Annotated in this window: 16 protein-coding genes; 10 read left to right on the top strand and 6 right to left on the bottom strand. The window is 73.6% G+C overall.

Features of this window, described 5'->3' with window-relative positions:
- The coding region (locus tag Val02_RS45300) for a CBM96 family carbohydrate-binding protein (RefSeq protein ID WP_203905575.1) at positions 1 to 846 on the bottom strand (846 nt) is incomplete at its 3' end.
- Between the two features lie 408 nt (positions 847 to 1254).
- Here Val02_RS45300 and Val02_RS45295 point away from each other — a divergent pair.
- Together Val02_RS45295 and Val02_RS45290 are read left to right on the top strand one after the other, a co-directional pair.
- Positions 1255 to 1482 carry a DUF7455 domain-containing protein gene (locus Val02_RS45295; RefSeq protein WP_203905574.1) on the top strand — a complete coding sequence of 76 codons (228 nt, stop codon included), beginning with the start codon at positions 1255 to 1257 and terminating at the stop codon, positions 1480 to 1482.
- A 158-nt stretch (positions 1483 to 1640) separates the two neighbouring features.
- Positions 1641 to 5027 (top strand): EAL domain-containing protein, encoded by a 3387-nt coding sequence (locus tag Val02_RS45290; RefSeq protein WP_203905573.1) that lies wholly within the window; start codon positions 1641 to 1643, stop codon positions 5025 to 5027.
- 58 nt (positions 5028 to 5085) lie between these two features.
- Here Val02_RS45290 and Val02_RS45285 read toward each other — a convergent pair whose 3' ends face one another.
- Complete coding sequence (locus Val02_RS45285) at positions 5086 to 6573, bottom strand: GGDEF domain-containing protein (protein WP_203905572.1); 1488 nt, start codon at positions 6571 to 6573, stop codon at positions 5086 to 5088.
- A 196-nt stretch (positions 6574 to 6769) separates the two neighbouring features.
- Between Val02_RS45285 and Val02_RS45280 the strand changes: the two genes are divergently transcribed.
- Together Val02_RS45280 and Val02_RS45275 are read left to right on the top strand one after the other, a co-directional pair.
- Positions 6770 to 7006: a hypothetical protein gene (locus Val02_RS45280; RefSeq protein ID WP_203905571.1), complete on the top strand. Its 237-nt coding sequence runs from the start codon at positions 6770 to 6772 to the stop codon at positions 7004 to 7006.
- Positions 7007 to 7046: 40 nt separating this feature from the next.
- A complete protein-coding gene (locus Val02_RS45275; protein ID WP_203905570.1) occupies positions 7047 to 8564 on the top strand; it encodes an ATP-dependent DNA ligase in 1518 nt (505 codons plus the stop codon).
- On the opposite strand, the gene Val02_RS45270 is transcribed toward Val02_RS45275, so the two are convergent.
- Entirely contained in the window at positions 8511 to 9275 is a 765-nt protein-coding gene (locus tag Val02_RS45270; protein ID WP_239153820.1) for an SURF1 family cytochrome oxidase biogenesis protein, read from the bottom strand. The two genes, Val02_RS45275 and Val02_RS45270, sit on opposite strands and share 54 nt — an antisense overlap.
- 155 nt (positions 9276 to 9430) lie before the next feature.
- Here Val02_RS45270 and Val02_RS45265 point away from each other — a divergent pair, with 155 nt between their 5' ends.
- Both Val02_RS45265 and Val02_RS45260 read left to right on the top strand, forming a co-directional pair.
- Positions 9431 to 12091: a cobyrinic acid a,c-diamide synthase CobB gene (locus tag Val02_RS45265; protein WP_203905569.1), complete on the top strand. Its 2661-nt coding sequence runs from the start codon at positions 9431 to 9433 to the stop codon at positions 12089 to 12091.
- 124 nt (positions 12092 to 12215) lie between these two features.
- Positions 12216 to 12809, top strand: a complete 594-nt coding sequence (locus Val02_RS45260; protein WP_203905568.1) for a GNAT family N-acetyltransferase — start codon at positions 12216 to 12218, stop codon at positions 12807 to 12809.
- An 85-nt stretch (positions 12810 to 12894) separates the two neighbouring features.
- Here Val02_RS45260 and Val02_RS45255 read toward each other — a convergent pair whose 3' ends face one another.
- On the bottom strand, positions 12895 to 15141 hold the full coding sequence (locus tag Val02_RS45255; protein ID WP_203905567.1) for a transglycosylase domain-containing protein: 2247 nt from the start codon (positions 15139 to 15141) through the stop codon (positions 12895 to 12897).
- Positions 15142 to 15285: 144 nt separating this feature from the next.
- On the opposite strand from Val02_RS45255, the gene cobC reads away from it, so the two are divergent.
- The 3 genes from cobC to cobA all read left to right on the top strand — a co-directional run bounded on the left by cobC (position 15286) and on the right by cobA (position 18734).
- Positions 15286 to 16314: an Rv2231c family histidinol phosphate aminotransferase CobC gene (cobC, locus tag Val02_RS45250; protein ID WP_203905566.1), complete on the top strand. Its 1029-nt coding sequence runs from the start codon at positions 15286 to 15288 to the stop codon at positions 16312 to 16314.
- The gene (gene cobT / locus Val02_RS45245; protein ID WP_203905565.1) at positions 16311 to 17360 is read left to right on the top strand and encodes a nicotinate-nucleotide--dimethylbenzimidazole phosphoribosyltransferase; all 1050 of its coding nucleotides are present in this window, start codon (positions 16311 to 16313) and stop codon (positions 17358 to 17360) included. The genes cobC and cobT overlap by 4 nt, the downstream gene beginning before the upstream one ends.
- Positions 17361 to 17522: 162 nt before the next feature.
- A complete protein-coding gene (gene cobA, locus Val02_RS45240; protein WP_203905564.1) occupies positions 17523 to 18734 on the top strand; it encodes a uroporphyrinogen-III C-methyltransferase in 1212 nt (403 codons plus the stop codon).
- Positions 18735 to 18857: 123 nt separating this feature from the next.
- Here cobA and otsB read toward each other — a convergent pair whose 3' ends face one another.
- Entirely contained in the window at positions 18858 to 21515 is a 2658-nt protein-coding gene (otsB, locus tag Val02_RS45235; RefSeq protein ID WP_203905563.1) for a trehalose-phosphatase, read from the bottom strand.
- Positions 21512 to 22924 (bottom strand): alpha,alpha-trehalose-phosphate synthase (UDP-forming), encoded by a 1413-nt coding sequence (locus Val02_RS45230; protein WP_203905562.1) that lies wholly within the window; start codon positions 22922 to 22924, stop codon positions 21512 to 21514. Before Val02_RS45230 ends, otsB begins: the two co-directional genes overlap by 4 nt.
- A gap of 211 nt (positions 22925 to 23135) precedes the next feature.
- Between Val02_RS45230 and Val02_RS45225 the strand changes: the two genes are divergently transcribed.
- Positions 23136 to 23732 carry a hypothetical protein gene (locus Val02_RS45225; RefSeq protein ID WP_203905561.1) on the top strand — a complete coding sequence of 199 codons (597 nt, stop codon included), beginning with the start codon at positions 23136 to 23138 and terminating at the stop codon, positions 23730 to 23732.
- Positions 23733 to 23816 lie beyond the last annotated feature (84 nt).

Raw genomic sequence — 23816 nt, 5'->3', positions numbered from 1 at the left:
GCGGTGGTAGGTGTGGTAGATCGACGCGGTCCGGCCGGACTTGGCTTCCCACTGCTTCAGGGCCTCGTCGCGCGGGGTGTCGGAGAAGCCGCCGGCGGCCGCGCCCCACAGGATGTTGCACGAGGGCACGAGCTTCGCGTCGACCGTGCAGCCGGAGTTCGGGCCGGTCGGCGTGGTGGGCGGGGTAACCGGCTTGGACGGCGTCGCAGCGGGCGTGCTGCGGTAGGTGAACACCAGCTGCGGCCGGCTCGCCGCGGTGGCGGCCTCGGTCGAGGCGAACCGCGCGATCGCGTCCTTCTGCGTGGCCGTCACGGCGAAGGCGTAGGTGCCGGCCGACGTCACGGTGCTCGTCAGGTCGAACGACACGGTGGCGGCCGTGGCGGCCGGCGTGGCCGTCCCGACGGTCGCACCGACGGCCGGGGCGTTGCCGGCGTTCAGCGCCTTCTGGGTCCAGCCGGTGCCGGCGACCTTCTTCAGCGCGACGGCGCCCGGCAGCGGGTTCTTGTCGCGGGTGAGCCTCAGCTCCACCTTGGACAGCGCCTTGCCGGAGGGCGTCGCCGGCGCCGTGAACTTGAGGAACGCGGCCATGCGGTCGGTGCCGTTCTGGCCGGCGACGATCGAGTCGCTGCCGCCGAACGTGAACGTCGGCCGGGCGCTGGAGGTGTAGGAGTCCTCGGCGGCGGTCACCTTCAGCTCGGTGGCGTCGGCGGCGAACGCGTTCCCGGCGAGGAAGACGCTGCCACCGAGGGCAAGCGACGTCGCCACCACGGGAAGAACCCGGCGGGTGATCATCCGGGAGGTCGACGGGCGGTTGACGGGCTTGCGGCTACCTGCGGTGGCAGTCATGGGGGCTTCTCCTCGAAGTCCGCTTGGCTGGACAACGAGAACCATCCGGGCCGCCGGGAGCGCCCCCGGTTCGCGCTCCGTTGCCGTTGCGGTGCCGGGCTCCGTCCACAGTGGACATCTGCGCGTGGAGCGCCTTTTCGCAGGTGCGGGCGGGTCGGTTGCGGGATCGGTGCCGGTGCAGGTGGGGCCGCGTGACACGGGTTCGGAGGCCGGTTCGCTGTCGGGCGGTTACCCACACCGGTAACGCCGAACGGATCGGTGGCTCCGGCCGGGTTGCGGGCGGCGGCAACCTAACGGCAGCCGAATGCGACCGGTCTCGAACTTCCCTGGCAAAAGCCCGCGATCGTACGTTTGGTGTCGAATCGTCAACCGGCCGCGGCGACGCCGCCGACAACCTTGGAGGGCGCAATGACGCAGAGCATGGCTACCCGCGCGACCGTCACCGTCGCTGCCGAGCTGACGGACCGCTGCGACCGCTGCGGGGCTGCGGGCAAGGTCAAGATCGGCCTGGCCGGTGGAGGGGAACTCACCTTCTGCGGCCACCACGCGAACCGCTTCGCGGACGGGATCGGCACCGCCGCCGAGCGTGTCGTCGTCGAGTCGGGATTCGGCTGGAAGGGTGCTCAGCCGATCTGAGCAGTGTGAACGTGACGCGGCCGCGTCGGGTGGGCTCGTTTCCACCCGGCGCGGCCTTTCGTTTTCCTGGCGAGTCCGATAAGAGTGGTTTCGTACCTATTTAGTATTTAGTCCGACTACGTCACGAGGCGGGTCCGGACGATCGGCGGGAGAACGTGGTGGCGGCACAGCACCGGGGCGGACCGGACGACACCGCCGGTGCACCCCGCCGTCGTCCCCGACCCCGCCCGCGCGGGAACGCCCGCACCGAGGCCCCGCCCGCCCTGCCGGGTCCCGCCGACGACGGGCCCGCGCGCGTCCCCGACGACGCCCGCTCGGCGCGGTCCGGCGGCCCTGCCGGTGCGGTCCACGGCACCGGCGGCGGGGCCTTCTCCTCCGGGCAGGCGGCCGTGGCGGTCGGCGATGAGGGCCTCCCGGCGCGGGCCGGGGCGGCGGGCGGCGGACCTGCCGGTGCTGCCCGCGACGCTGTCGACGGCGCGGCGCGCTCCGCCCCGTGGGCCGGCGACGAGGTCCTTCCCGACTGGTCCGGCATGGTCGAGGCCGGCGCGATCGGTGTCGTCGCGGACGAGTGGCCGACCGGCGATGAACCCGCGGACGCCGCCGCCCGGGGCGTGTCGGCCGGGCGGGAGGCGGTGCGGCGCGCGTTCGACGGGACCGGCGGGGAGTCGCGGCGAGCCGGTGGTGGTGCGCCGCGTGACGGTGACGCCGGCGTTGACGAGCGGCCGGCGGGCGCCGGTGCCGGGCCGGCCGGTGGCGATTCGCCCGGTGGCGAGCGGGCTGTCCCGGAGGCGCCGCGCGATCGTGCAGCGGGTGGCCGTGGGAGGTCGGCCGTGCGCGACGGTGACGGTCCCGGTCGGCCCGCCGAGGGCGGAGCCGGGCTGCCGGATCGGGAGTCGAGCGGGCGTGGGCGGTCGGCGGCGCGTGAGGGTGACGGAGCCGATCGGCGTGTCGAGGGCGGGGCCGGGCTGCGGGATCGTGCGGCCGGTGGCCGTGGGCGGTCGGCGGTGCGGGGCCGTGACGGAGCCGGGCGGCCGGTCGGGGCGCAGGCCGGGCCTGGTGAGCGGGGGGCGGGCCGCTCGGGTTCGCCGGTGGGCGGCGTCACGGGTTCGCGTCCCGGTGACCTGCGCGATCGGCCGACCGGGGGTGCAGCCGGGTCGCCCGACCGGGGTGCCGGCGGAGAGACGCGTGGCAGTGCTGGGGTGCGGGAGCCGGCCCGGCAGGGGCGCAGCGGTCGTTCCGCTCGGGAGGCCGGCGACGCGCCGCTGAGTCGGGAAGCGCCGGCCGCACGCGGGGCCGGCGGCGCAGCGGCCGTCGACGGGGTGCTGCGGCGGTGGGGCTGGGCCGGCGTGGCCGCCGCAGGCGTTCCCGTGGGGTTCATGGCCGGGTTCCTGCCGGATCCCGTGGGGCAGCTCGCCGGGTCGCTGGGCTACCTCGTCGCGCTGGGCTTCACCTCGGTCGCGCTGTTCGGGCGGCGGCCGGACGAGCTGCGCGGGTGGATCCTGATCGTGCTCGGGCGGGCGTCGTGGGTGGGCGCCGCCGTGTACTGGAACGGGATCGAGGCCGCCGCCGGTGGGCCCGCGCAGCCGTCGTGGACCGGGGTGGCGTTCCTGGCGCAGTATCCGCTGCTGGCGGCCGGGTTCGTGGTCATCGCGCGGGCGCGGGGCGGCGATCCACCCGGCGCGGCCGTCGACGCCACCCTGGTCACCGGCGTCGCGGCGATTCCGGCGTGGATGTTCGTGGTGGGGCCGTTCGTCCGGACGCCGGGTGTGAGCCCGGTCGAGATCGCCGCCGGCTGCGGATACGTGCTGCTGGGGCTCGTCGTCATGGCGGCCACGCTGCGGCTCGTCGGGTTCGGGCGGCGGCCTCCGGCGGCGCACGTTCTGCTCGCGGGCGGGGCCTCCGCGCTGGTCGTGGGCGACCTCACGTACGTGATCAGCGTCCTCGGCGGCGGTTTCACGGATTTCGCGAGCGGCCGTACTCCGGATGTTCTCTGGATGCTTGCCGCATTTGCGCTGGCGGGGGCGGCCCTGCACCCGGCCGCGGAGCCCGAGCGGCGCGCGGCCGACCCGGCGTGGTCGCGGCGGCGCCTGATGGTCTTCGCCTCGCTCGCGGTGGCGGTCCCGATCGTCCCGGTCCTGGTCCCCGGAGCACCTCCGGGAACGGTCATACCGGCGCTGCTCGGCGCCGCCGTCGGACTCCTGCTCGTGGTGCGCCTCGGCACGGTCGCCTCGCTGCTCGGCCGCGCCTCGGCGGATCTCGCCCACCTCGACGCCCTCCGCGACGAACTGCGCCACCGCGCCACCCACGACCCGCTGACCGGACTGGCCAGCCGCTCCGCGCTGCTGACCCGGCTCGGGGCCGGTGCCCGCGACGGCGACCTGCTGCTGCTTGACCTGGACGGGTTCGCCGAGGTCAACGACGCGCACGGGCACGTCGTCGGCGACGCGCTGCTGATGGAGGCGGCCGGGCGGCTGCGGGCGGCGCTCGGCGGGGCGCGACTGATCGCCCGGCCGGGCGGGGACGAGTTCGCGGCGATCTTCCCGCCCGGGGAGGGGGAGGCGGCGGCCCGACGCGCGCTCGCCGCGCTGCGCCCGCCGTACCGGATCAACGAACGCGAACTCGTGCTCACCGCCAGCGCCGGCCTGGTGACCGTGCGGGCCGGCGGGCAGCCCGCCGCGGCGCTGCGCGACGCCGACCTGGCCCTGTACGCGGCGAAGGCGGCCGGGCGGGACCGGGTGATGACGTTCCGGCCGGAGCTGCGGGCCAAGCTCATCCGCCGCAACGAACTGGCCGAAGGGCTGCGCCACGCGCTCAAGCGCGGCGAGCTGGAGCTGCACTACCAACCCGTCGTCGAACTGGCCACCGGCCGCATGGTCGCCGCTGAGGGGCTGCTGCGCTGGCGGCGGCCGGACGGCGAACGGGTGTCGCCGGTGGAGTTCATCCCGGTGGCGGAGCAGACCGGGCTGATCGTGCCGATCGGCTGGTGGATCCTCACCTGTGCGCTGGCGCAGGTGCGCGGCTGGTACGACCGGTACGGCGTCGCCGTCACCGTGAACCTCTCCGCGCACCAGCTGCACGAGGCGGACTTCGCCGACCGGGTGCTCGCCGCGATGGAGTCGGCCGGGGTGCCCGGCCGCGCGCTGATCATCGAACTGACCGAGTCCACGCTGATCACCGACGCCGGAACGGCGCTGGACGACCTGCGGCGGCTGCGCACGCACGGGGTGCGCATCGCCGTCGACGACTTCGGGACGGGCTACTCGTCGCTGTCGTACCTGATGACGTTGCCGGTGGACGTGTTGAAGCTGGACCGGTCGTTCACCGTGGGGAAGGGGCGGCAGCGGCACGTGACCGGCGCGGTCCTGCAGCTCGCGGCGGGGCTGGATCTGGTGACGATCGCAGAGGGGGTCGAGACCCCGGATCAGGCGGCGGCGCTGTTGGCGCAGGAGTGCCCGTGGGTGCAGGGGTACCTGTACGCGGCGGCCGTCCCGCCCGAGCGGGTGACGGAGCTGATGAGGATGTGGAACGGCCCGCCGGCTTCATGATCGCGACGTTCTACGGAAAGGCGCGATCCAGCGCCACCCTTTCCGTAAGAAGTAGCGATCATGCGGCGGCGGCGGCCGTGCGGGGGGCCGGGACGGGGCCGACGGGCGTGGGCGGCGTCGCGGCCGTGCTCGCCACGACCCGGTTGCGCCCGCCCCGCTTGGCGGCGTACAGCGCCTGGTCGGCGGCGCGGATCAGCTCCGTGTCCTCGACGCCGTCACCGGGGGAGACGGCCACCCCGACCGACACCGTCACGGACAGCATCTTCGGGTCCCCCAGCAGGAACGGCGTCGCCGACACGAAGCGGCGCACCCGTTCGGCCAGCGACACGGCCCTGGCCGCGTCGGCACTCGGCAGCACCATCGCGAACTCCTCGCCGCCGATGCGCGCCAGGATGTCGCCGGGCCGGCTGATGGCACGCAACCGGCGGGCGAGCTCCACGAGGACGCGGTCGCCCGCGGGATGGCCGTACGTGTCGTTGATCTGTTTGAAGTGGTCGACGTCGATGAGGATCAGGCCGACGGTGCCGTGCGAACGGTTGGCGCGTTCGAGCTCGACGCGCAGGCTCTCCGAGAAGAAGCGCCGGCTGTACACCCTGGTCAGCGCGTCGGTGGTGGCCTCGATCCGGGTGGTGGCCAGGACCCCGGCCATGCGCAGCAGCACCAGCAGGAACATCACCGCGCAGCCGACGGCCAGCGCCGGCACGTCCCCGTCCCGCCCGCGCAGGTGCTCGATGAACAGCACGACCGGCCCCACCAGCGACGCCACGGCGAGAACGGCCACCCGGCTGCTCGTCGCGTCCGGAGCCGGCACGGTGGCCTTCTCGTCGAGGCGGCGCATCGAGGGGTGCAGGCCGGCGGCGCCGAGCAGGGCGTAGGAGGCGAGCCACACGCCGTCGACCCAGGTGTGTTCCATCCAGGTGTCGGCGAAGTTGGCGACCGCGTAGACGGTGTCGGCGACCAGCATGAGGCCGAGGCTGCCGATGATCAGGTAGTACGCGGTGTTGCGGGTGCCGGCGCCGAGCATCAGGCGCAGCGCCACCACGAAGATCAGGATGTCGAGCACCGGGTACGCGACCGAGATGAGGTTCTCCAACGACGAACCGGCGGCCGCGGTGGAGATCGGGTGCAGCACGTACACCCACCACAGCAGCGTGGCCGCGGTGCCGACGACGGTGGCGTCGATCAGCGTCGCCGACTGCCACAGCGGCGTGCGGCGGCGCACCAGCACCACCAGCCCGGCCGCGAGCAGCGGGTACGCCAGCAGGTAGAACACGTCCGGCGGGCCCGGGTACGGGATCTCGCCGCTGACGCTCTGCAGGAGGTAGTACAGCCCGTCGGCGAACGTGTACGAGGCCTGTCCGAGGGCGATCATCACCCACGCCGACCAGGCGGCCGGCCGGCGCTTGACCACTCCCACGGCCAACGCGAGCGTCGTCATCGCCGACACCGTGGTGTACAGCAGGTTGCTGGCATTGCCGAGCGGCACCGTGAAGTACGCGACCATTACCGCGGCACACGCCGACACGAACCAGAGCCAGACCGGCACACGCCGGACTGGACTGCGGTCACCTACGGTCAGCACGTCACCAATGGTGCGTGTTCCGGCAACGCGCCGTGTCCCCCGATCGGTCAACCTCGCCCGTGCTCACCGACTCGCACCTGGCGTGCGTCGTCCGCACACCAATCCGGCGGTTGTCTAGTGACGAAACCAACGTAGGGCAGTTCGAGAAGGGGGACACGCCATGTCGGGGGAAGAGATCCAGAGCCTGCGCGCCGAGGCGCTGTTCGTGTCCGACCTGCAACGGTCGGATCCGCTGTCACCGGACGACGTCCGGCGGACCGTCTCGGAGAACGTGCGCCGCTACGGCCTGCGCGGGCTCGCCGCCCGGGTGGCCGAGGAGTACGGCGACCACCCGGAGACCGCCGTGGGCCGGATGTGCTGGTGCCTGTGCGCGGTCGAAGAGGCCTACGCCGCCTAGAAGCGCGTTTTCTGTCGTACGGCGGGGACATGATGGTCCCGTGCTCTTCGCCGACATCGCGGCGACCTCGGCCGCCGTCGCGGCGACGAGTTCGCGCCGCACCAAGACCGCACTGCTCGCCGACTGCCTGCGCCGGCTCGCCGCCGACACCCGCGATCCTCGGGTGCTCCGCGCCGGCGCCGCCTATCTCGCCGGTGACCTGCGCCAACGCAACACCGGCGTCGGTTGGGCCAGCCTCCGCGAGCGACCACCGGCCGCCGACACACCGACGCTCCGCGTCGACGACGTCGACACCCGCATCGCCGGGTTCGCCGACCTGACCGGCCCCGGTTCCCAGGTGGAGCGCCGCCGCCGGCTGCACGACCTGCTCGCCGCCGCGACCGCCGACGAGCAACGCGTGCTGGTCGGCCTGCTGAGCGGCGAGCTGCGGCAAGGCGCCCAACTCGGCCTTCTCGCCGACGCCGTCGCGGCCGCCGCCGGGGTCCCGCCCGCGCAGGTCCGCCGGGCGCTGCTGCTGGCGGGTGATCTCAAGGAGGTCGCGGCCGTCGCCCTCACCGGTGGTGATCTCACTGCCTTCTCGTTGAACGTGGGACGCCCGCTCGCCCCGATGTTGGCCAGCAGCGCTCCGGACGTCGCGGGTGCGCTGGAGGCGACCGGCATGCCCGCATACGCCGACGAGAAGCTGGACGGCATCCGCATCCAGGTGCACCGCAGCGGCGACGCCGTCTCCGTCTGGTCGCGCAGCCTCGACGACATCACCGCGCGCGTGCCGGCCGTCGTGGAGGCCGTTCACGCGATGCCCGTCGAGACCGTCGTCCTGGACGGGGAGGCGCTCGGCGTCGGGCCCGACGGGCGGCCGCTGCCGTTCCAGGAGACCGCCGCCCGGGCCGCCCGCCGCGACGGGGCACCGCTGGTCCGGCCGTACTTCTTCGACGTTCTGCATCTCGACGGTGGGGACCTGCTCGACGCGCCGCTGACCGACCGCTGGACGGCGCTGACCGGGGTGGCCCCGGCCGACGTCCTGGTCGCGCGCACGCGTGTCACCGAGCCCGGGCACGCCGACACGGCATGGACCGCCGCCCTCGCCGCCGGGCAGGAGGGGCTGGTCATCAAGGCCGCCGCCGCGCCGTACGACGTGGGTAGGCGCGGCGCCGCGTGGGTCAAGGTCAAGCCGAGGCACACACTCGACCTGGTCGTTCTCGCCGTCGAGTGGGGGAGCGGGCGGCGCAAGGGCTGGCTGTCCAACCTGCACCTGGGCGCCCGCGATCCGCGGACGGGCGGCTTCGTGATGCTCGGCAAGACGTTCAAGGGGCTCACCGACGAGCTGCTGCGCTGGCAGACCGAACGCCTGCTCGCGCTCGCCGTCGACAAGGGGGAGTGGGTCGTGACGGTCCGGCCCGAGCTGGTCGTGGAGATCGCGTTCGACGGGGTGCAGACCTCGCCGCGCTACCCGGGGGGTGTGGCGCTGCGCTTCGCCCGGGTGCTGCGCTACCGCGAGGACAAGTCAGCCGCCGACGCCGACACGATCGACACGGTCCGCGCCATCCACCACGCCTGAGCGTTCCCGCGCCTCCCGCCGGGCCAGATACCCGTAGCCGTACAGGGTCAGCAGGGCGAACGCCCACCACTGCACCACGTATCCGCCGTTCTGCCAGGCGTTCTCATGTTCCACCGGAATCTGGCGGAGACCCTCCTGGTCGACCACGACGTAACCGCCGCGGACCGGGTAGGGCAGCGCGGACGCCAACTGCGTCGGGGAGATGCGGCGCACGTGCAGGCGGCCGTCGCGGCGCTCGACGGTGCCGGTGGCCCGCTCCGGCAGAAAGACGACCCCGGTCAGCGAGACCTCGCCGATCGGCGCCGCCGGGACCCGCGGATCCGCCGAGGCCGACTCGCGGGCCGGCGGCACCCAGCCCCGGTCGACCAGCACCGCCGAACCGTCGGCCAGCACCAGCGGCGTCAACACCTCGAACCCGACGCTGCCGCCGACGGTGCGGCTGCGCACCAGGATCTCGTTGCCCGGGTCGAACTTCCCCACCAGCGTCACCCGGGTGTACCGCCGCTCCGCGGCGGGCGCGGCACCGACCGGCAGCACGTCGACGACCGGCACCGGGGTGGCGTGTGTGGCCGCGTCCACCCGTTCGTTGATCGCCGAACGGTCCCGGTACCGGTGCAGCTGCCAGTCGCCGAGGCCCACCATCACGCCGGCCAGCACCAGCGTGAGCGCGGCCAACCCCAGCCAGCGCGGGGTCAGCAGGAACCGGTACACGCGCCGAGTCTATGGCGATGCCCGGGAGACGCCGGGCGGTGGTGCGTCGGAAGTGGCGACGGCGCAAGTCTGTGGCATCGATTCGGTATCGTGCCGGGCGGCGCCCGGCGGCATTTCGGGCGCTGAGGCATATCCGTACATCGGAAGGACCATCGATGGGCGCCATCCCGCGGCTCGTGATCAGCGCCCCGTCGTCCGGGCACGGGAAAACCGCGGTGTCGGTCGGCCTGCTGGCGGCGTTCGCGGCGCGGGGCCTGCGGGCCACCGGGTTCAAGGTGGGGCCGGACTACGTCGACGCCGCCTACCTCGGCCTCGCCGCCGGCCGCCCGGGACGCAACCTCGACCCGCGGCTCGTCGGCGCGTCGCGCATCGGCCCGCTGTTCGCCCACGGGGCGGCCGGTGCCGAGATCTCCGTCGTCGAGGGGACCATGGGCCTCTTCGACGGGCTGACCAGCCGCACCGACGGGGAGTCCACCGCCCAGATCGCCGGCCTGCTGCGCGCGCCGGTCATCCTCGTGGTCGACGTCGGCGCCATGGGCCAGTCGGCCGCGGCCGTGGTGCACGGCTTCCGTTCGTACGACGAACTGCTCTGGCTCGGCGGCGTCATCCTCACCCGCGTCATGTCCAGCCGCCACGAACACCTGCTGCGCGAGTCGCTCGCCGACATCGGCGTGCCGGTGCTCGGGTCGATCCGCCGTTCGGACCTCGCGACCCTGGGGCCGGGCGGCAGCGCGCTGCCGCCGCGTGAGCACGGGCTCGCGCCCGCCGTTCAGCGCGGCCTGGAGGCACTGCGCGGGGTGCGCCGCCTCGGTGAGCTGATGACCGCGTCGGTCGACCTCGACCGGGCGCTGATGCTCGCGCGTTCGGCGCCGCAGATGTCCGCCGAGCCGTGGTCGCCCGAGGGCGCGCTGGTCGACGCCCTCTCCTCCGGCGACCTCGCCCGGCCGCACGTGCTGCACCGGCGGCCGCTGATCGCCGTGGCGTCCCGGTACGGATACCCCGAGACGCCGGAGCTGATCAGGGCCGCGGGTGCGGACGTGGTGTCGTTCGACCCGCTGCGCGACGAGCGGCTTCCCGAGGGAACGGACGGGCTCGTGGTGCCGGGCGGCCTGCCCGAGTCGTACGCCGACCAGCTCTCCGCCAATGAGCGGCTGCGGGAGGAGGTGCGGGCGCTGGCCCGTTCCGGCCGTCCGGTCGTGGCCGAGGGCGCGGGCCTCGTGTGGCTCATGCGCGAACTCGACGGGCGGCCGATGTGCGGCGTTCTCGACGGCAGTGCGCGCAGCGCCGACCGGTACGTCGTCGGGTACCGCGAGGCGACCGCCGCCGCCGACTCGATCCTGCACCGGCGCGGGGCCACGGTCGTCGGCCACAAGCTGCACCGCACACTGGTCACGCCCCGTTCCGGGAGCCGGGCCGCGTGGCAGTGGGCCGGCGGGCATCCCGAGGGGTACGTGCAGGGCGCGATCCACGCCTCCTACCTTTCGGTGCACTGGGCGGGTTCGCCGCAGATCGCCACTCGGCTCGCGGCCGCCGCGGCCGGTCCCGAACCGCAGCCGGCGGCCGGGCCGGCCTGGGGGCCGGTCGACCACAGCGGCTACATGCGGCCGAAGGAGCTGCCGGTCTCCGCGATCGTCGCGCCCGAGCAGTCGGACGTCATGTCGGCGGAGGAGATCGCGGCGGCGCACGCGTCGGATTCGGCCGGCCGGCCGGCACCGGTCCTCACCAAGGAACCCGCGCCCGCCGCCACCCCGGCCTCGGCGCCGGTGACGCCGGCCTTCGGGCCCGCCTCCGCCTCTGCCCCGGTGCCCGCTTCGGCTTCGGGGACCGCTTCCGCGCCCGCCGGGTCCCGGGCGGTCTCGGCGCCCGCGCCGGTCTCGCCGGCTCCGGCGGCGTCACCGGTCGGGCTGGCGCAGACCCATCCCGGGGTGGTGACCGCTCCCGCTTCGGCCTCGGCGCCGGCCGCCGGCAGGGGAACGACGGGGTCGCATCTCGGGTGGCCGGAGCTGCCGACGGTGGGGTCGTTGATCGCGCCGTCGGGTCGGTCGGGCGCGTCCGAGGCGTCGCCGGCCGCCGGATCCGCCCGGGTGGAGTCGGCCGCGCCGGCCTCCGCGCCGGTCACGCCGGCCGCCCCGGCATCCGCTCCCGTGACGCCGGCCGGGTCGCCGGCGGCCGCCACTTCGGGAGCGTCGCGGGTGCCTGCCGCACCGTCGTCGGCGCCGCCCGCATTCGAGGGCTCGGCAGCGGCGGCCGCTCCTGTCACTCCGTCCGGTGGCGCACCGGCCGCCGGGCCGCATACGGAAGGCGCACCGCCCGCGCGGAGCGCCGCCTCGGATCAGGCCGCGCCCACGGCGTCGCCGGCCGGCCGGCCTTCGCCCGCCACCCCGGCGACTCCCGCTGGTGCCGCAGGCTCTGCCGGCTCGGCGGCGCCGGTAACTCCGGCGTCGGAGCCGGCAGCGGTGGGTCGGCCGGGCTCTCCCGGTGTCGCGGCTCCCAACGGGCCGGCGGCGCCGCTGTCCGCCGCGTCGGGTCCCGCGCCCACGGGCGCAACGGGGACAGCGGGTGCGGCGGCGCACACCGGGTCCGCGGGCTCCGCGTCGGGCCCGGCGTCTGCGAGCCGGGCGGCGGGCGAGCCCACGACGCGGCCCACGACCCAGCCCACGACCCGGCCCGCCGGGTCCGACGGCGCCGGGGACGAGCAGGATCGGGGCGACGGGGACACCCCGACCACGCGGCTCGCCGACGACGCGCCGACGGTCCTGGTGCGCGACCCGGACGAGGAACCGCGCAACCGCGCCCGCCCGGTGGACACCGCGTGACCCTGCCGGGTGCCCGCTCGGACAAGAACCTGACCTTGCGCGCGCCGTTGAACGGCGGGCGGGCGATACTTCCACGCGCCGGCACGAACACGACGAGGTGTGCGCACATGGGCGGGATGCGGCGATGAACGCGACCGGATGGCCGGTCGCCGTGCGGCGGTTCCCCCGCCTGATCGTGTCGACGCCACGGCTGCTGCTGCGCCAGTTGGGCGCGGACGACGCGAAGGCGGTCACCGAGATCTTCGCCGACCCGCGCACCCAGCGGTGGCTGCCGGTGCCGCAGGAGTACGGCCCGATCGACGGCCTCGCCTGGTGCACCGAACTGGCGTCCGAACGCCGCGATCTCGGCGACGGCGACCACTACGGCGTGGTGCGCCGCGAGGACGGCCGGCTGGTCGGCTGTGTCTGGACGCGACGCACGGACTGGGTGGCGCGTTCCACGGAGGCGTCGGTGTCCATCGCGCCGGACGCGCGGGGCTTCGGGGTGGCCGGGGAGGCGATCGACGCGCTGGCGATCGCGCTGCTGTGCGAGCACGGGTTCGAACGCGTGGAGCTGCGCATCTCGGCCGGTAACACCGCGTGCCGGCGGGTGGCGGAGAAGGCCGGGTTCACGTTCGAGGGAGTGCTCCGCAACGCCGGGCACGTGTACAGCGGCCGGACCGACGTGGAGGTCTGGTCGCTGGTGAGCGCCGACCTGAAGGCCCCGGCGGGCGTCTGAGCCGCGCCGATCTTGCAGTTGTGGCGCGGACAAAACACCGCCGAGGCCCCCGAAACGGGCGCCACAACTTCAAGATCGCGCAAGGTCAGTCCGGCGGGAGCACGCGGACCGGCGGGACCGAGCGGGGGCGTACCGGCGGGGCATTGCGGACCCGGGGGCCGGACGGGACGCCCTGGTAGGTGCGCGCCGGGCGGCTGGGCTTGCCGATGATCGCCGGTGACGGCGGCACGAAGTCCCGCACCGGCCGCGGCGCGAGCAGTTCGCGCATGGTCGCCGCGACCGCGTCGCGCGGCTTCGTCCGGTCGCCGACGGCCACCTCGTGGAACGGGTTGTCGGGATCGGCGATGAAGCTGGCCGAGGCGAGCCCCGGGGCCATCCCGATGAACCACAGCGCCCGGTTGTCGTCCGTGGTGCCCGTCTTTCCGGCGATCGGCCGCCCGACCTGCTTGTACACGCCGGGTGCGGTGGACCAGCCGCCGCAGTCCCCACCGGCGGCCCGGTAGCCGGTGACGCACCGCGCCGCGTCGAGCGCTCCCCGGGCGACGTCCTCGGAGACGGCGCGCCGGCACGTCGGTTCGACCCGGACCGGTTCGGCGCCGGGGAGGGCGATCGTCTCGACGGGCAGCGGCTCGCAGTACATGCCCTCGGCGGCGACGGTGGCGTACGCGAGGGCCATCTCCAGCGGCGTGGTGTCGGCGACGCCGAGCGTGAACGCGCCCCACGAGCCGGCCCGTTCGGGTGCGGCCTGCTGCTTGTCGATGTCGGTGTGCCAGGTGAGCCCGAGGCGTTCGGCCATGCGGACGGCCGCCTCGGCGCCGACCTGCTCCTCGAGCTGGACGAAGTACGTGTTGACTGACTTGCCGAAGCCGCCCCACATGGTGTGGCGGCCGCTCATCTTGCCGGAGGCGTTCGCGGGGCACCAGTAGAGGCCGCAGCGGGCGGGGCTGTCGGACTCGACCTTGAACTTGGACTGGTACCGCTGCGGCGAGTTGATCTCCGTGTGCAGCGGCATGCCCTTCTCCAGGGCGGCCAGCATCGTGAACATCTTGAACGTCGAGCCGGCCTGGTAGCCGGGCAGCCAGCCGCCGCCGAGCAGCGGGTTCACGGTCGCGGGGTAGGTGCCGACCTGGCCGGTGCGGGCCCGGGCGGGATCGCTGTGCCGGCCGTTGTGCGACTGGTCGAGGGTGTATTCGCGGTTCACGGCCATCGTGAAGATCTTGCCGGTGCCCGGTTCGACGGTGACGGTGCCGAGCGCGAACGGCGAACCCGTCGGCTGGTGGGCGAGCACCTCCCGTTGGGCCACCCACTGGAAGCCGGGGTCCAGGGTGGTGACGATCGTGTAGCCGCCCCGGCGCAGCGCGTCGAGGCGTTCGACCGGGTCGCCGCCGGTGTCGGAGTGGTTGACCCACCAGGTCTTGAACAGGTCGCAGAAGTACCCCCAGTGCCGCGTGTCGCGGGGTACGTCGCCGCAGTCGTTCGGCGGCTCGTGCAGGTTGAGGCGCAGCGGTTCGGCCAGGGCGGCCTCGCCCTCGGCGGCAGAGAGGTACCCGAGGGTCATCATGCGGTGCAGGACGTAGTCGCGCCGGTTCTGCGCGGCCTGGGCCTGTGTCTCCTTGGCCGGGTCGTACGCCGACGGCGCCTGCACCAGCCCGGCGAGCATGGCCGCCTCGGCGGGGGTCAGATCGGCGGGCTTCTTGGAGAAGTAGACCTCGGCGGCGGCGTGCACGCCGAACGCGCGGTGGCCGAAGTAGGCGGCGTTCAGGTAGCGCTCGAGGATCTCGGTCTTGGACAGGTGCTTCTCCAGGTCGATGGAGAGCCGGATCTCGCGCAGTTTGCGGGTGGGGGTGCGTTCGGTGGCGTCGAACACCTCCTCGGGCGTGCGGGCCGAGTCGCGCAGCGACATGCGCACGTACTGCATGGTGATCGTGGAGGCGCCCTGCGAGACGCCACCGGCCTGCTGGTTGGCGACGAACGCCCGCGCGATGCCGCGCATGTCGACGCCGTTGTGCTCGTAGAAGCGGTTGTCCTCGGCGGCGATGATCGCGTTCTGGATGTGCGGGGACATCGCGTCGATGGTCGTGGGGATGCGGTACTCCTCGTAGAACTGCGTGATGAGGCTCTTGCCGTCGCTGGCGTAGACCTTGGTGACCTGGGAGAGCGGCGCGATGTCCAGCATGCCGAGGTCGGCGGCGACCTTCTTGGCGCCCTCGCGCACCCCGAGCCCGGCGACCGCGGCGATGGGCAGCAGCAGCGCGGATACGACGATGCCCGCGAGGATGCCGGTCCGCAGCAGGATCGCGGCGCCCCGGATCGCGCGGACAGGTGCGGCCATGCTTACAGGCTAGGACAAACCGGCATTATCGGTCCCCCACTCCCGATCTCCCGTCGCGCCACTCCGAGCCGATGAAGGATCATCCTTGCGTGAGCAGGGAGGAGCGCAGCTTGCGAGCACCGCTGTCGCGAACCGAGGCAACAGATGCATGACGCGTTGCGGTTCCACGGTGACCGAGAGGTTGCGGCCGGTCTGGTCGATCTCGCGGTCAATGTCCGTTCCGCACCGATGCCGGAGTGGCTCGCCGCGCCGATCGCCGCGTCGCTCACCGAGCTGGCCGCCTACCCGGACGACACCGCCGCGAAGGAGGCGCTCGCCGCGCGGCACGGGCGCACCCCGGACGAGATCCTGCTGACCGCCGGTGCCGCGCAGGCGTTCACGATGGTGGCCTTCGGGCTGGCGATCGCCAAGGCTGCCGTGGTGCATCCCCAGTTCACCGAGCCGGAGGCGGCGCTGCGCGCGGCGGGCGTTCCCGTGGAGAGGGTCCTGCTCGAAGAGCCGCACTTCGCCCTCGACCCGCGCGCCGTGCCGGCGGACGCCGACCTGGTCGTGCTCGGCAACCCGACCAACCCGACCTCGGTGCTGCACCGCGCGGAGACCATCGCGGCCCTGGCCCGGCCCGGGCGCGCGCTGCTGGTCGACGAGGCCTTCGCCGACACCGTCCCGGGCGAGCCGGAATCGTTGGTGCGCAACCGGAACCTGCCCGGCCTCATGGTCACCCGCAGCCTCACCAAGACCTGGGGCCTCGCCGGCCTGCGCATCGGCTACCTGGTGGCGGCGCCGGAGCTCATCGCGCGCGTGAGTTCCGCCGCACCGCTGTGGCCGGTCTCCACCCCGGCGCTCGCCGCTGCGGTAGCGTGCGCGTCACCGCTCGCCGTCGCCGCCGAGCGGGAGATCGCCGAACGCCTCGCCGCCGACCGCGCGCACCTCGTCCACGGACTCGCCGCCGTCCCCGGCTGCGTCGTCGCCGGACCGCCGGCCAGTTCGTTCGTGTTGGTGCGGGTGGCCGACGGCACGCGGATCCGGGAGGCGTTGCGCAGCGGCGGCTGGGCGGTGCGCCGCGGGGACACGTTCCCCGGACTGGGCGGTGACTGGTTGCGGATCGCCGTGCGGGACCCGGCGACGAGCGACGCGTTTCTGAAGGCCCTGGCCCGGGAGGTTGGAGAGACATGATCGACAGCACGCTGGCCGAGATCCGTCCCCCGGACAGCGCGGCGATGGAGGCCGCGCGGGCGTTGCACACCCGGCTCACCAAGCCCGCCGGTTCGCTCGGTGAGCTGGAGGCGCTCTCCGTGCGGCTGGCCGGGCTGGCCGGCACCTGCCCGCCGCCGCAGCCCGCACATCCCGCAGTGGCGATCTTCGCCGGCGACCACGGAGTGCACGCGGCGGGCGTCACCCCCTGGCCGCAGGAGGTGACCGCACAGATGGTCGCCAACTTCGTCACCGGCGGTGCGGTGGTCAACGCGTTCGCGCGGGAGGTCGGCGCGTCGGTCACCGTCGTGGACGTGGGCATCGCCGGGCCGCTCGACCCGGCCGGGGCGCTGCTGCAGCGCAAGGTCCGCGCCGGCACGGGCGACATCGCCCGGGAGCCGGCCATGTCGCGCGACGAGGCCCGCGCGGCCGTCGAGGTGGGCATCTCCGTCGCCCATACCCTGGTCGAACGGGGTGCGCTCGTGCTCGTCGGCGGTGACATGGGCATCGGCAACACCACCCCGGCAGCGGCCCTGGTGGCCGCGTTCACCGGCGCGACGCCGGCCGACGCGACGGGCCGCGGCACCGGTGTCGACGACGAGACCCTCGCGCGCAAGGTGGCGGCGGTGCGGGCCGCCCTGGAACTGCGCCGGCCGGACCCGGCCGACCCGCTGGGCGTTCTGGCCGCCGTGGGTGGGCTGGAGCACGCGGCGCTGTGCGGGTTCATGCTCGGGGCGGCCGCGCGCCGGGTGCCGGTCGTGGTGGACGGCGTGATCGCCTGTTCGGGTGCGCTGGCGGCAGCGGCGTTCGCGCCGGACGCCGTGGGCGCCATGGTGGCCGGCCACCGCTCGGTCGAACCGGGTGCCTCGCTCGCCCTGGCGCACCTGGGCCTCACCCCGCTGGTGGACCTCGGGCTGCGGCTGGGTGAGGGCACCGGTGCGCTGCTGGCGGTGCCGATGGTGGCCGCGGCGGCGCGGGTGCTGCGCGAGGTGGCGACGTTCGACTCCGCGGGCGTGGCGAAGAAATGAGCGGACGCTTGCGGGAGCGAATCGTCAGTACTGTGCGCTCCGCGTCTCATGGCGCCGGTGAGCGAAGCGAGGCGGCGGCATGAGCGGACGCTTGCGGGAGCGAATCGTCAGTACTGTGCGCTCCGCGTCTCATGGCGCCGGTGAGCGAAGCGAGGCGACGGCATGAGCGGCGTGCTCTATCCGCTGGGGCTGAAACTCGAGGGCCTTCGGGTGCTGGTCGTCGGCGGCGGATCGGTGGCCACCCGGCGGGTGCCGGCCCTGCTGGACGCCGGCGCGCGGGTCGTGCTCGTGTCGCCCGCGCTCACGCCGGCGCTGCAGGGGTTCGTCGACGCCGGCCGGATCACCTGGATCGACCGCCGGTTCGAGGCGTCCGACGTGGACGGGGCGTGGCTGGTGCACGTCGCGGTCGACGACCGGCTCGCGGCGGCGGCCGTCAGCGCGGCGGCCCGCGAACGCCGCGTCTTCTGCGTGCGCGCCGACGACCGCCACGCCGCGACCGCCTGGACGCCGGCCGTGACCCGCCACGGCCCGGTGACGGTCGCCGTCCTGGGCGGCGGCGCGCCGAAGCGGGCCGTGGCCGTGCGCGACGCGATCCGGGAGTACCTGGCGACCGCCGACGAACCGGCGGGCGAGGCCGAACGGGGCAAGGGAGCCGTGGCACTCGTCGGCGGCGGCCCCGGCGACCCGGAACTGATCACCGTGAAGGGCCGGCGCCTCCTCGCGGCCGCCGACGTGGTGGTCGTCGACCGGCTCGCGCCCGGGCTGCTGCTGGACGAGCTGCGGCCGGACGTCGAGGTGGTGGACGCCTCCAAGATTCCCTACGGGCCGGCCCGCACCCAGGAGGAGATCAACGCCGTCCTGGTCGAACGCGCCCTCGCCGGCCACCGCGTCGTGCGGCTGAAGGGCGGCGACCCGTACCTGTTCGGCCGCGGCGGCGAGGAACTGCTCGCATGCGCCGAGGCTGGCGTGCCGGTGACCGTGGTGCCCGGGGTGACCAGCGCGCTGGCCGCTCCGGCGGCGGCCGGCATCCCGGTGACCCACCGCGGCGTCGCCCACGAACTGGTCGTCGTCTCCGGACACCTGCGCCCCGGCCACCCGGAGTCCAAGGTCGACTGGTCCGCCCTCGGCAGGCTCAAGGGCACCATCTGCGTCCTGATGGGCCTGAAGAACCTCCCACTGATCGCCGAGGCCCTGATGGCCGGCGGCCGCTCAGGCGACACCCCGGCAGCGGTGGTCGCGGACGCGACGACGAGCGTCCAACACGTCACGCACGCCACGCTGGCAACGGTGGCCGAGGCCGCCGCACAGGTGAAACCGCCGGCGGTGGTGGTGATCGGCGACGTGGTCGGCGTGCTCGCGGCGACCCGCGTCTGAGGCCACCCCCGGATCTGGCAGCGGAGTCTTCCCGGCAGGGCGCGCAGCTGCCCTGCCGGGAAGCGGAGCGGTCCGCCGCGGGAGCAGCGGTCTGCACCCACGACGGACCGTGGCAAAAAGGCCCTAAATGGCTCTTTGTTCCAAAAGAAGGGCGCAGCGGACCAAGCCCAGGTGCGAGTACGCCTGCGGGTGGTTGCCCAGTCCGCGCTCCGTCTCCGGGTCGTACTCCTCGGGCAGCAGCCCCGTCGGACCCGCGCACGCGAGCATCTGCTCGAACAGCTCCTCCGCGTCGGCTCGGCGGCCGGTGCGCAGGTAGGCCTCGATCAGCCAGCTCGTGCACAGGTGGAAGCCGCCCTCGCGACCCGGCAGGCCGTCGTCCCAGCGGTACCGGTACACCGTCGGCCCGCTGCGCAGGTCGGCCTCGACCTTGAGCACCGTCGCCAGGAACCGCGGGTCGTCCTCCGGCAGCAGCCCGGACAGGCCGATCCACAGCGCCGCCGCGTCCGGCTCCGGTTCGTCGTAGGCGACCGAGTACGCCCCGGCCTCCTCGCTCCACCCGTGGGTCAGGACGTTGTCGGCGATGGTGTCGCGCAGCGTCAGCCACTCGGCCGGCACCTCGCGGGTCCGCCGCTCGAACAGCCGGATCGCCCGGTCGACCGTCAGCCAGCACATCACCTTGGAGTACACGTAGTGCCGGGGCGGCCGGCGGGCCTCCCACAGCCCGTGGTCGGGCTCGTGCCAGCGGCGCGCCACGGCCTCGACCATGTTCTCCATCAGCTCGATGTCGGCCGCGGCCGGCTCCCGCACCTCGCCGAGGGCGAAGATCAGGTCCGCCACCGGGCCGAACACGTCCAGCTGCACCTGCCGGTTGGCGGCGTTCCCGACGCGCACCGGCCGCGAACCGGCGTAGCCCGGCAGCGTCTCGATGACCGCCTCCGGACCCAGCTCGGTGCCGTCGAGGTTGTACAGCGGGTGGAGGCGTTCGGGGTGGCCGCCGGTGTGCTCGACGACCCGGAGCATCCACGCCAGCAGCGCCTCCGCCTCCTCGAACGACCCGAGGTCGACCAGCGCCCGCCCGGTCAGCGCGGCGTCGCGGGGCCAGCAGTAGCGGTAGTCCCAGTTGCGGATGCCGCCCAGTTCCTCCGGCAGCGACGTGGTGGCCGCCGCCATGAAGCCGCCCGACGGCTCGTACCACAGGCCGCGCAGCGTGAGCGCGCTGCGCAGCACGGCGTCGCGGGCCGTGCCGGGCAGCTTGAGCGAATTGGCCCAGTCGTTCCAGGAGTTCTCCGTGGCGGCCTGCCGCTGGGCGGCGTCGAGCGTGTGCGGCTCGGTGCTTCCGGTGCCCAGCCGCAGTTCCAACGGAAGAGACCCGCCCAGGGCGGCCAGGTCGACGACCGCGCGCGCCGAGTCGGTCCCGCCGTCGTCGATGATGTCCCACTCCACACCCGGGGAGTAGAGCGCCATCGGCTCGGCCGAACCGAGCACCACCAGGCCGTCGCCGAGCGGCTGGAGCCTGATCGCCACCTGCCCGAACTCCGGCCGCGGCGCGAACTCGACCACCGCCCGGCCGGTCCCGGAGAGGACCCGCACGAGCGCGTTGCCCGGGTCGCCGTTGGCGCCGGCGACGGGCGTGTGGTCGAGGAAGTCGGTGACCGTGAGGCCGGACCAGCGGGTCTCGATCGTCATCGTGCGCGGCCGGTAACGCTGGCCGAGCGGCAGCCCGCCGCGCTCCGGCGCGATCGTGAAGTGACCGGCCGGCGCGCCACCGAGCAGGTCGGCGAAGAGCGCCGCCGAGTCCGGACGCGGGTGGCACAGCCAGCTCACCCGGGCGTCGGGCGTCAGCAGCGCCACGGTGCGCCCGTTGGCGAGCATCGAGTGTCGCTCGATCGGGACGGCGCGCTCGCCGAAGAGCCACTTGCGCCGGGTCTGCAGCAGCAGCGCGAGCATCCGCGCCGAGTCCATCGGGTCGTCCACCCGATACTGCGCCGCGGTCTCGCCCGGGCCGACCTTCACGCCCACGTCGGGGCCGTGCAGGTGAGCGAAGGCGTTCTCGTCGGTGACGTCGTCGCCGGTGAACACGACGGCGCTGGCCGACAGCTGGGTGCGCAGCGTGTCCAGCGCGGTGCCCTTGTGCGTGGTGATCACCGAGAGTTCGACGACCTCCTTGCCGTGGGTCACCTGGATGTCCGCCCACGAAGCCGGTCCGCTCCGAACCGCTTCGACGACCCGCTCCGCCACGTCGCGGGCGGCGTTTCGGGTGTGGACCGCCACGCTGGCCGGCTTCACCTCCAGCTTGATCCCGGGCTGGTCCCGCACGATTTCCTGGAGAACGTCATAGAGTTCGGCGCGCAGCCGGAGCCGGTCGGCCGGCAGGGCGTCGACGAAGCCGACGTCGAACTCGGAGCCGTGACTGCCCACGAGGTACACCTCGCTGGGCAGGCGGGACAGCGCCGCGAGATCGCGCAGCGCACGCCCGGAGATGACGGCGACGGCCGTCTGCGGAAGTGCCGCCAGCGCACGGATCGCGGCCACCGCCTCGGGCAGCGGGGCGGCCTTGGTGGGGTCCTCCACGATCGGTGCGAGGGTCCCGTCGTAGTCGCAGGCGATGAGCAGCCACGGGACCCGGGCCACCTTCGCCAGCGCGGCGCGCAGTGAGGGGTCCAGCGCGTCGGGCGGGGGAAGGGGGACCTCGGAAAGGCCGGCGCCGCTCACCGGCGCGAGGCCGGTCGGGACAGCGGGTCGGTCGGAATTCGCCGGGCGGTCGGCGGTGGGTTCGGTCATGCCGTTCGGCCTGTTCGGTCAAGAGCGGTCAGGAAGGATTCCGCCCACGCCTGAACGTCGTGGGTTCGGAGGTGCCGGCGCATCGTACGCATACGCCGCGCCGCGTCTGTCGGATCGATGGTGACGGCGCGCATCAACGACTCCTTAACGCCGTCAAGGTCGTGCGGGTTGCACAGGAACGCCTGCCGCAGCTCGGCCGCGGCACCCGCGAACTCACTCAGCACCAACGCCCCCGCATTGTCCACGCGTGCTGCGACGTACTCCTTCGCCACGAGGTTCATCCCGTCCCGGAGGGGGGTGACCATCATGACGTCCGCAGCACGGTACAACGCGGCCAGTTCGGTGCGACTGTACGACTGGTGCAGATAGTGCACGGCGGCCTGCCCCACCCGGCCGTACTCCCCGTTGATCCGACCGACCTCGCGCTCGACTTTCACCCGCAGTGACTGGTACTGCTCGATCCGTTCCCGGCTGGGCGTGGCGACCTGCACCATCACCACCTCGGGGGCGGTCAGGCGCTTCTCGGTCAGCAGCTCCCGGAAGATCTTCAGGCGCCGCTCGATGCCCTTGGTGTAGTCCAGCCGGTCCACCCCGAGGATGACCGAACGCGGATTGCCCAGCTCCGAGCGGATCTCCTCGGAACGCTGGATCACCTCCGGGTTCTGGGCCAGGTTCTGCATCTCCGCGAAGTCGATGGAGATCGGGAACGCCCCCGCGACGACGGTGCGCCCGTCCGGCAGTTCGACGCTGTCGCCGCGCGGCCGAAGGCCCAGCACGTGCCGCGTGAGCTGGAGGAAGTTGTGCGCGCCGAGTGGCCGCTGGAACCCGACGAGGTCGGCCCCGAGCAGCCCCTTGAGTACCTCCGCCCGGCGCGGCAACTGGTTGAACAGCTCCACCGGCGGGAACGGGATGTGCAGGAAGAAGCCGATCCGCAGGTCGGGCCGCTGCTCGCGGAGCATCGCCGGAACCAGTTGCAGCTGGTAGTCCTGCACCCAGACGGTCGCGTTCTGCGCGGCGACCTTCGCGGTGGCGTCGGCGAACCGCTGGTTGACCCGCCGGTACTCCTCCCACCAGCGCCGCTTGTACACGGGCTGTTCGACCGCGTCGTGGTAGAGCGGCCACAGGCTCGAGTTGGAGAAGCCCTCGTAGTAGCGTTCCATCTCCGAGGGGGACAGCGGGACCGGATACAGCTCCATCCCGTCCAGCTCGAACGCCTCCGGCGCCCGATCCTCATGCTTCGTGGTGGCCCCGGTCCACCCGATCCAGGTGCCCTTGTGCTGGGCGAGCACGGGCTGCAGTGCGGTGACCAGTCCGCCCGGGCTGCGGCGGTAGGTCGGTCCCTCCGGGGTGTTGACCTGGTCGACGGGGAGTCGGTTGGCGACGACGACGAACGAACTGCTTCCAGCCACCTCTGTCAGATCCCTTCCACCCCGTGGGACGTGCCCCGGGGCTTCCTTCCGGCGTCAGCGCTGTGCGACAGCAACACGCTACCTAGCGCCTGTCGGGGTGCGGACACGCTTGCGGGGTCGTCCCAGAATCGTGCCGTGATCGGTGGGGGTCGTTGGAGGTGCTCCGACGGTAATGCCAGACTCGCCGGGTTCACACACGTCGGGAGCGAATATGTCAGAGCTGGACGCGACCGCGGACCGGCCGGGTGGCCGGTCGACGACCTTCGTGGTGGTGCTCGCGTTGGTGTTTCTCACGGTGTTGGGCGCCTCGGTCGGCGTGATCCTCGCCAAGAGCAAAGGCGCGGGCGACAGCAACACGGGAGCGCCGCCATTCGACGCCGCGTCGTCCGCTCCGCCGCAGGCCACGGCCGGCGCCTCGAAGGCCCCGGGCGGCGGCAGCTCCGGCGGTGGCTATCCGGCCGCCGTCAAGGACCAGTGCCCGAAGCAGACCAGGGACGCCACCGGCATCGCCAACCTGATCGCGGTCCGGTCGATCGTGACCGACAAGTCCGAGGCCTGGATCTGCAAGTCGCCCGACAACAAGCTCTTCTACCAGGGCCACCGGCGCGGCAAGCCGTTCACCGCCGCCATGTCGAACGACTCGATCTGCCTCTCCGACGTGACGAGGGACGGCGACGCCTACGTGGCCACCAACGTCGGCAACGACGGCGCGACGACGAAGTACTACGTCGGGCACGACTACCTGCGGATCACGATCAACGGCAGGGACGACTCCAACGAGCGCGCCATCGACCGCTGGGGAGACTGATCGCAGGTCACGGGCCGATTTGGGCCGCGGCGGGCCACCTGGGACAATTCCGGGTGGCCCGTCTCTCGTTCAACTTCCCCGAAG

This window comes from Virgisporangium aliadipatigenens (assembly GCF_016863615.1).
GTDB lineage: Bacteria > Actinomycetota > Actinomycetes > Mycobacteriales > Micromonosporaceae > Virgisporangium > Virgisporangium aliadipatigenens.
Note: the sequence above shows the minus strand (reverse complement) of the source record. Positions and strands in the feature narration are given on the sequence as shown.

Coding starts and splice junctions, on each gene's coding strand:
- Val02_RS45295 (WP_203905574.1), top strand. CDS start 1,255: ATGACGCAGAGCATGGCTACCCGCGCGACCGTCACCGTCGCTGCCGAG.
- Val02_RS45280 (WP_203905571.1), top strand. CDS start 6,770: ATGTCGGGGGAAGAGATCCAGAGCCTGCGCGCCGAGGCGCTGTTCGTG.
- Val02_RS45265 (WP_203905569.1), top strand. CDS start 9,431: ATGGGCGCCATCCCGCGGCTCGTGATCAGCGCCCCGTCGTCCGGGCAC.
- Val02_RS45260 (WP_203905568.1), top strand. CDS start 12,216: ATGAACGCGACCGGATGGCCGGTCGCCGTGCGGCGGTTCCCCCGCCTG.
- Val02_RS45255 (WP_203905567.1), bottom strand. CDS start 15,141: ATGGCCGCACCTGTCCGCGCGATCCGGGGCGCCGCGATCCTGCTGCGG.
- cobC (WP_203905566.1), top strand. CDS start 15,286: ATGCATGACGCGTTGCGGTTCCACGGTGACCGAGAGGTTGCGGCCGGT.
- cobT (WP_203905565.1), top strand. CDS start 16,311: ATGATCGACAGCACGCTGGCCGAGATCCGTCCCCCGGACAGCGCGGCG.
- cobA (WP_203905564.1), top strand. CDS start 17,523: ATGAGCGGCGTGCTCTATCCGCTGGGGCTGAAACTCGAGGGCCTTCGG.
- otsB (WP_203905563.1), bottom strand. CDS start 21,515: ATGACCGAACCCACCGCCGACCGCCCGGCGAATTCCGACCGACCCGCT.
- Val02_RS45225 (WP_203905561.1), top strand. CDS start 23,136: ATGTCAGAGCTGGACGCGACCGCGGACCGGCCGGGTGGCCGGTCGACG.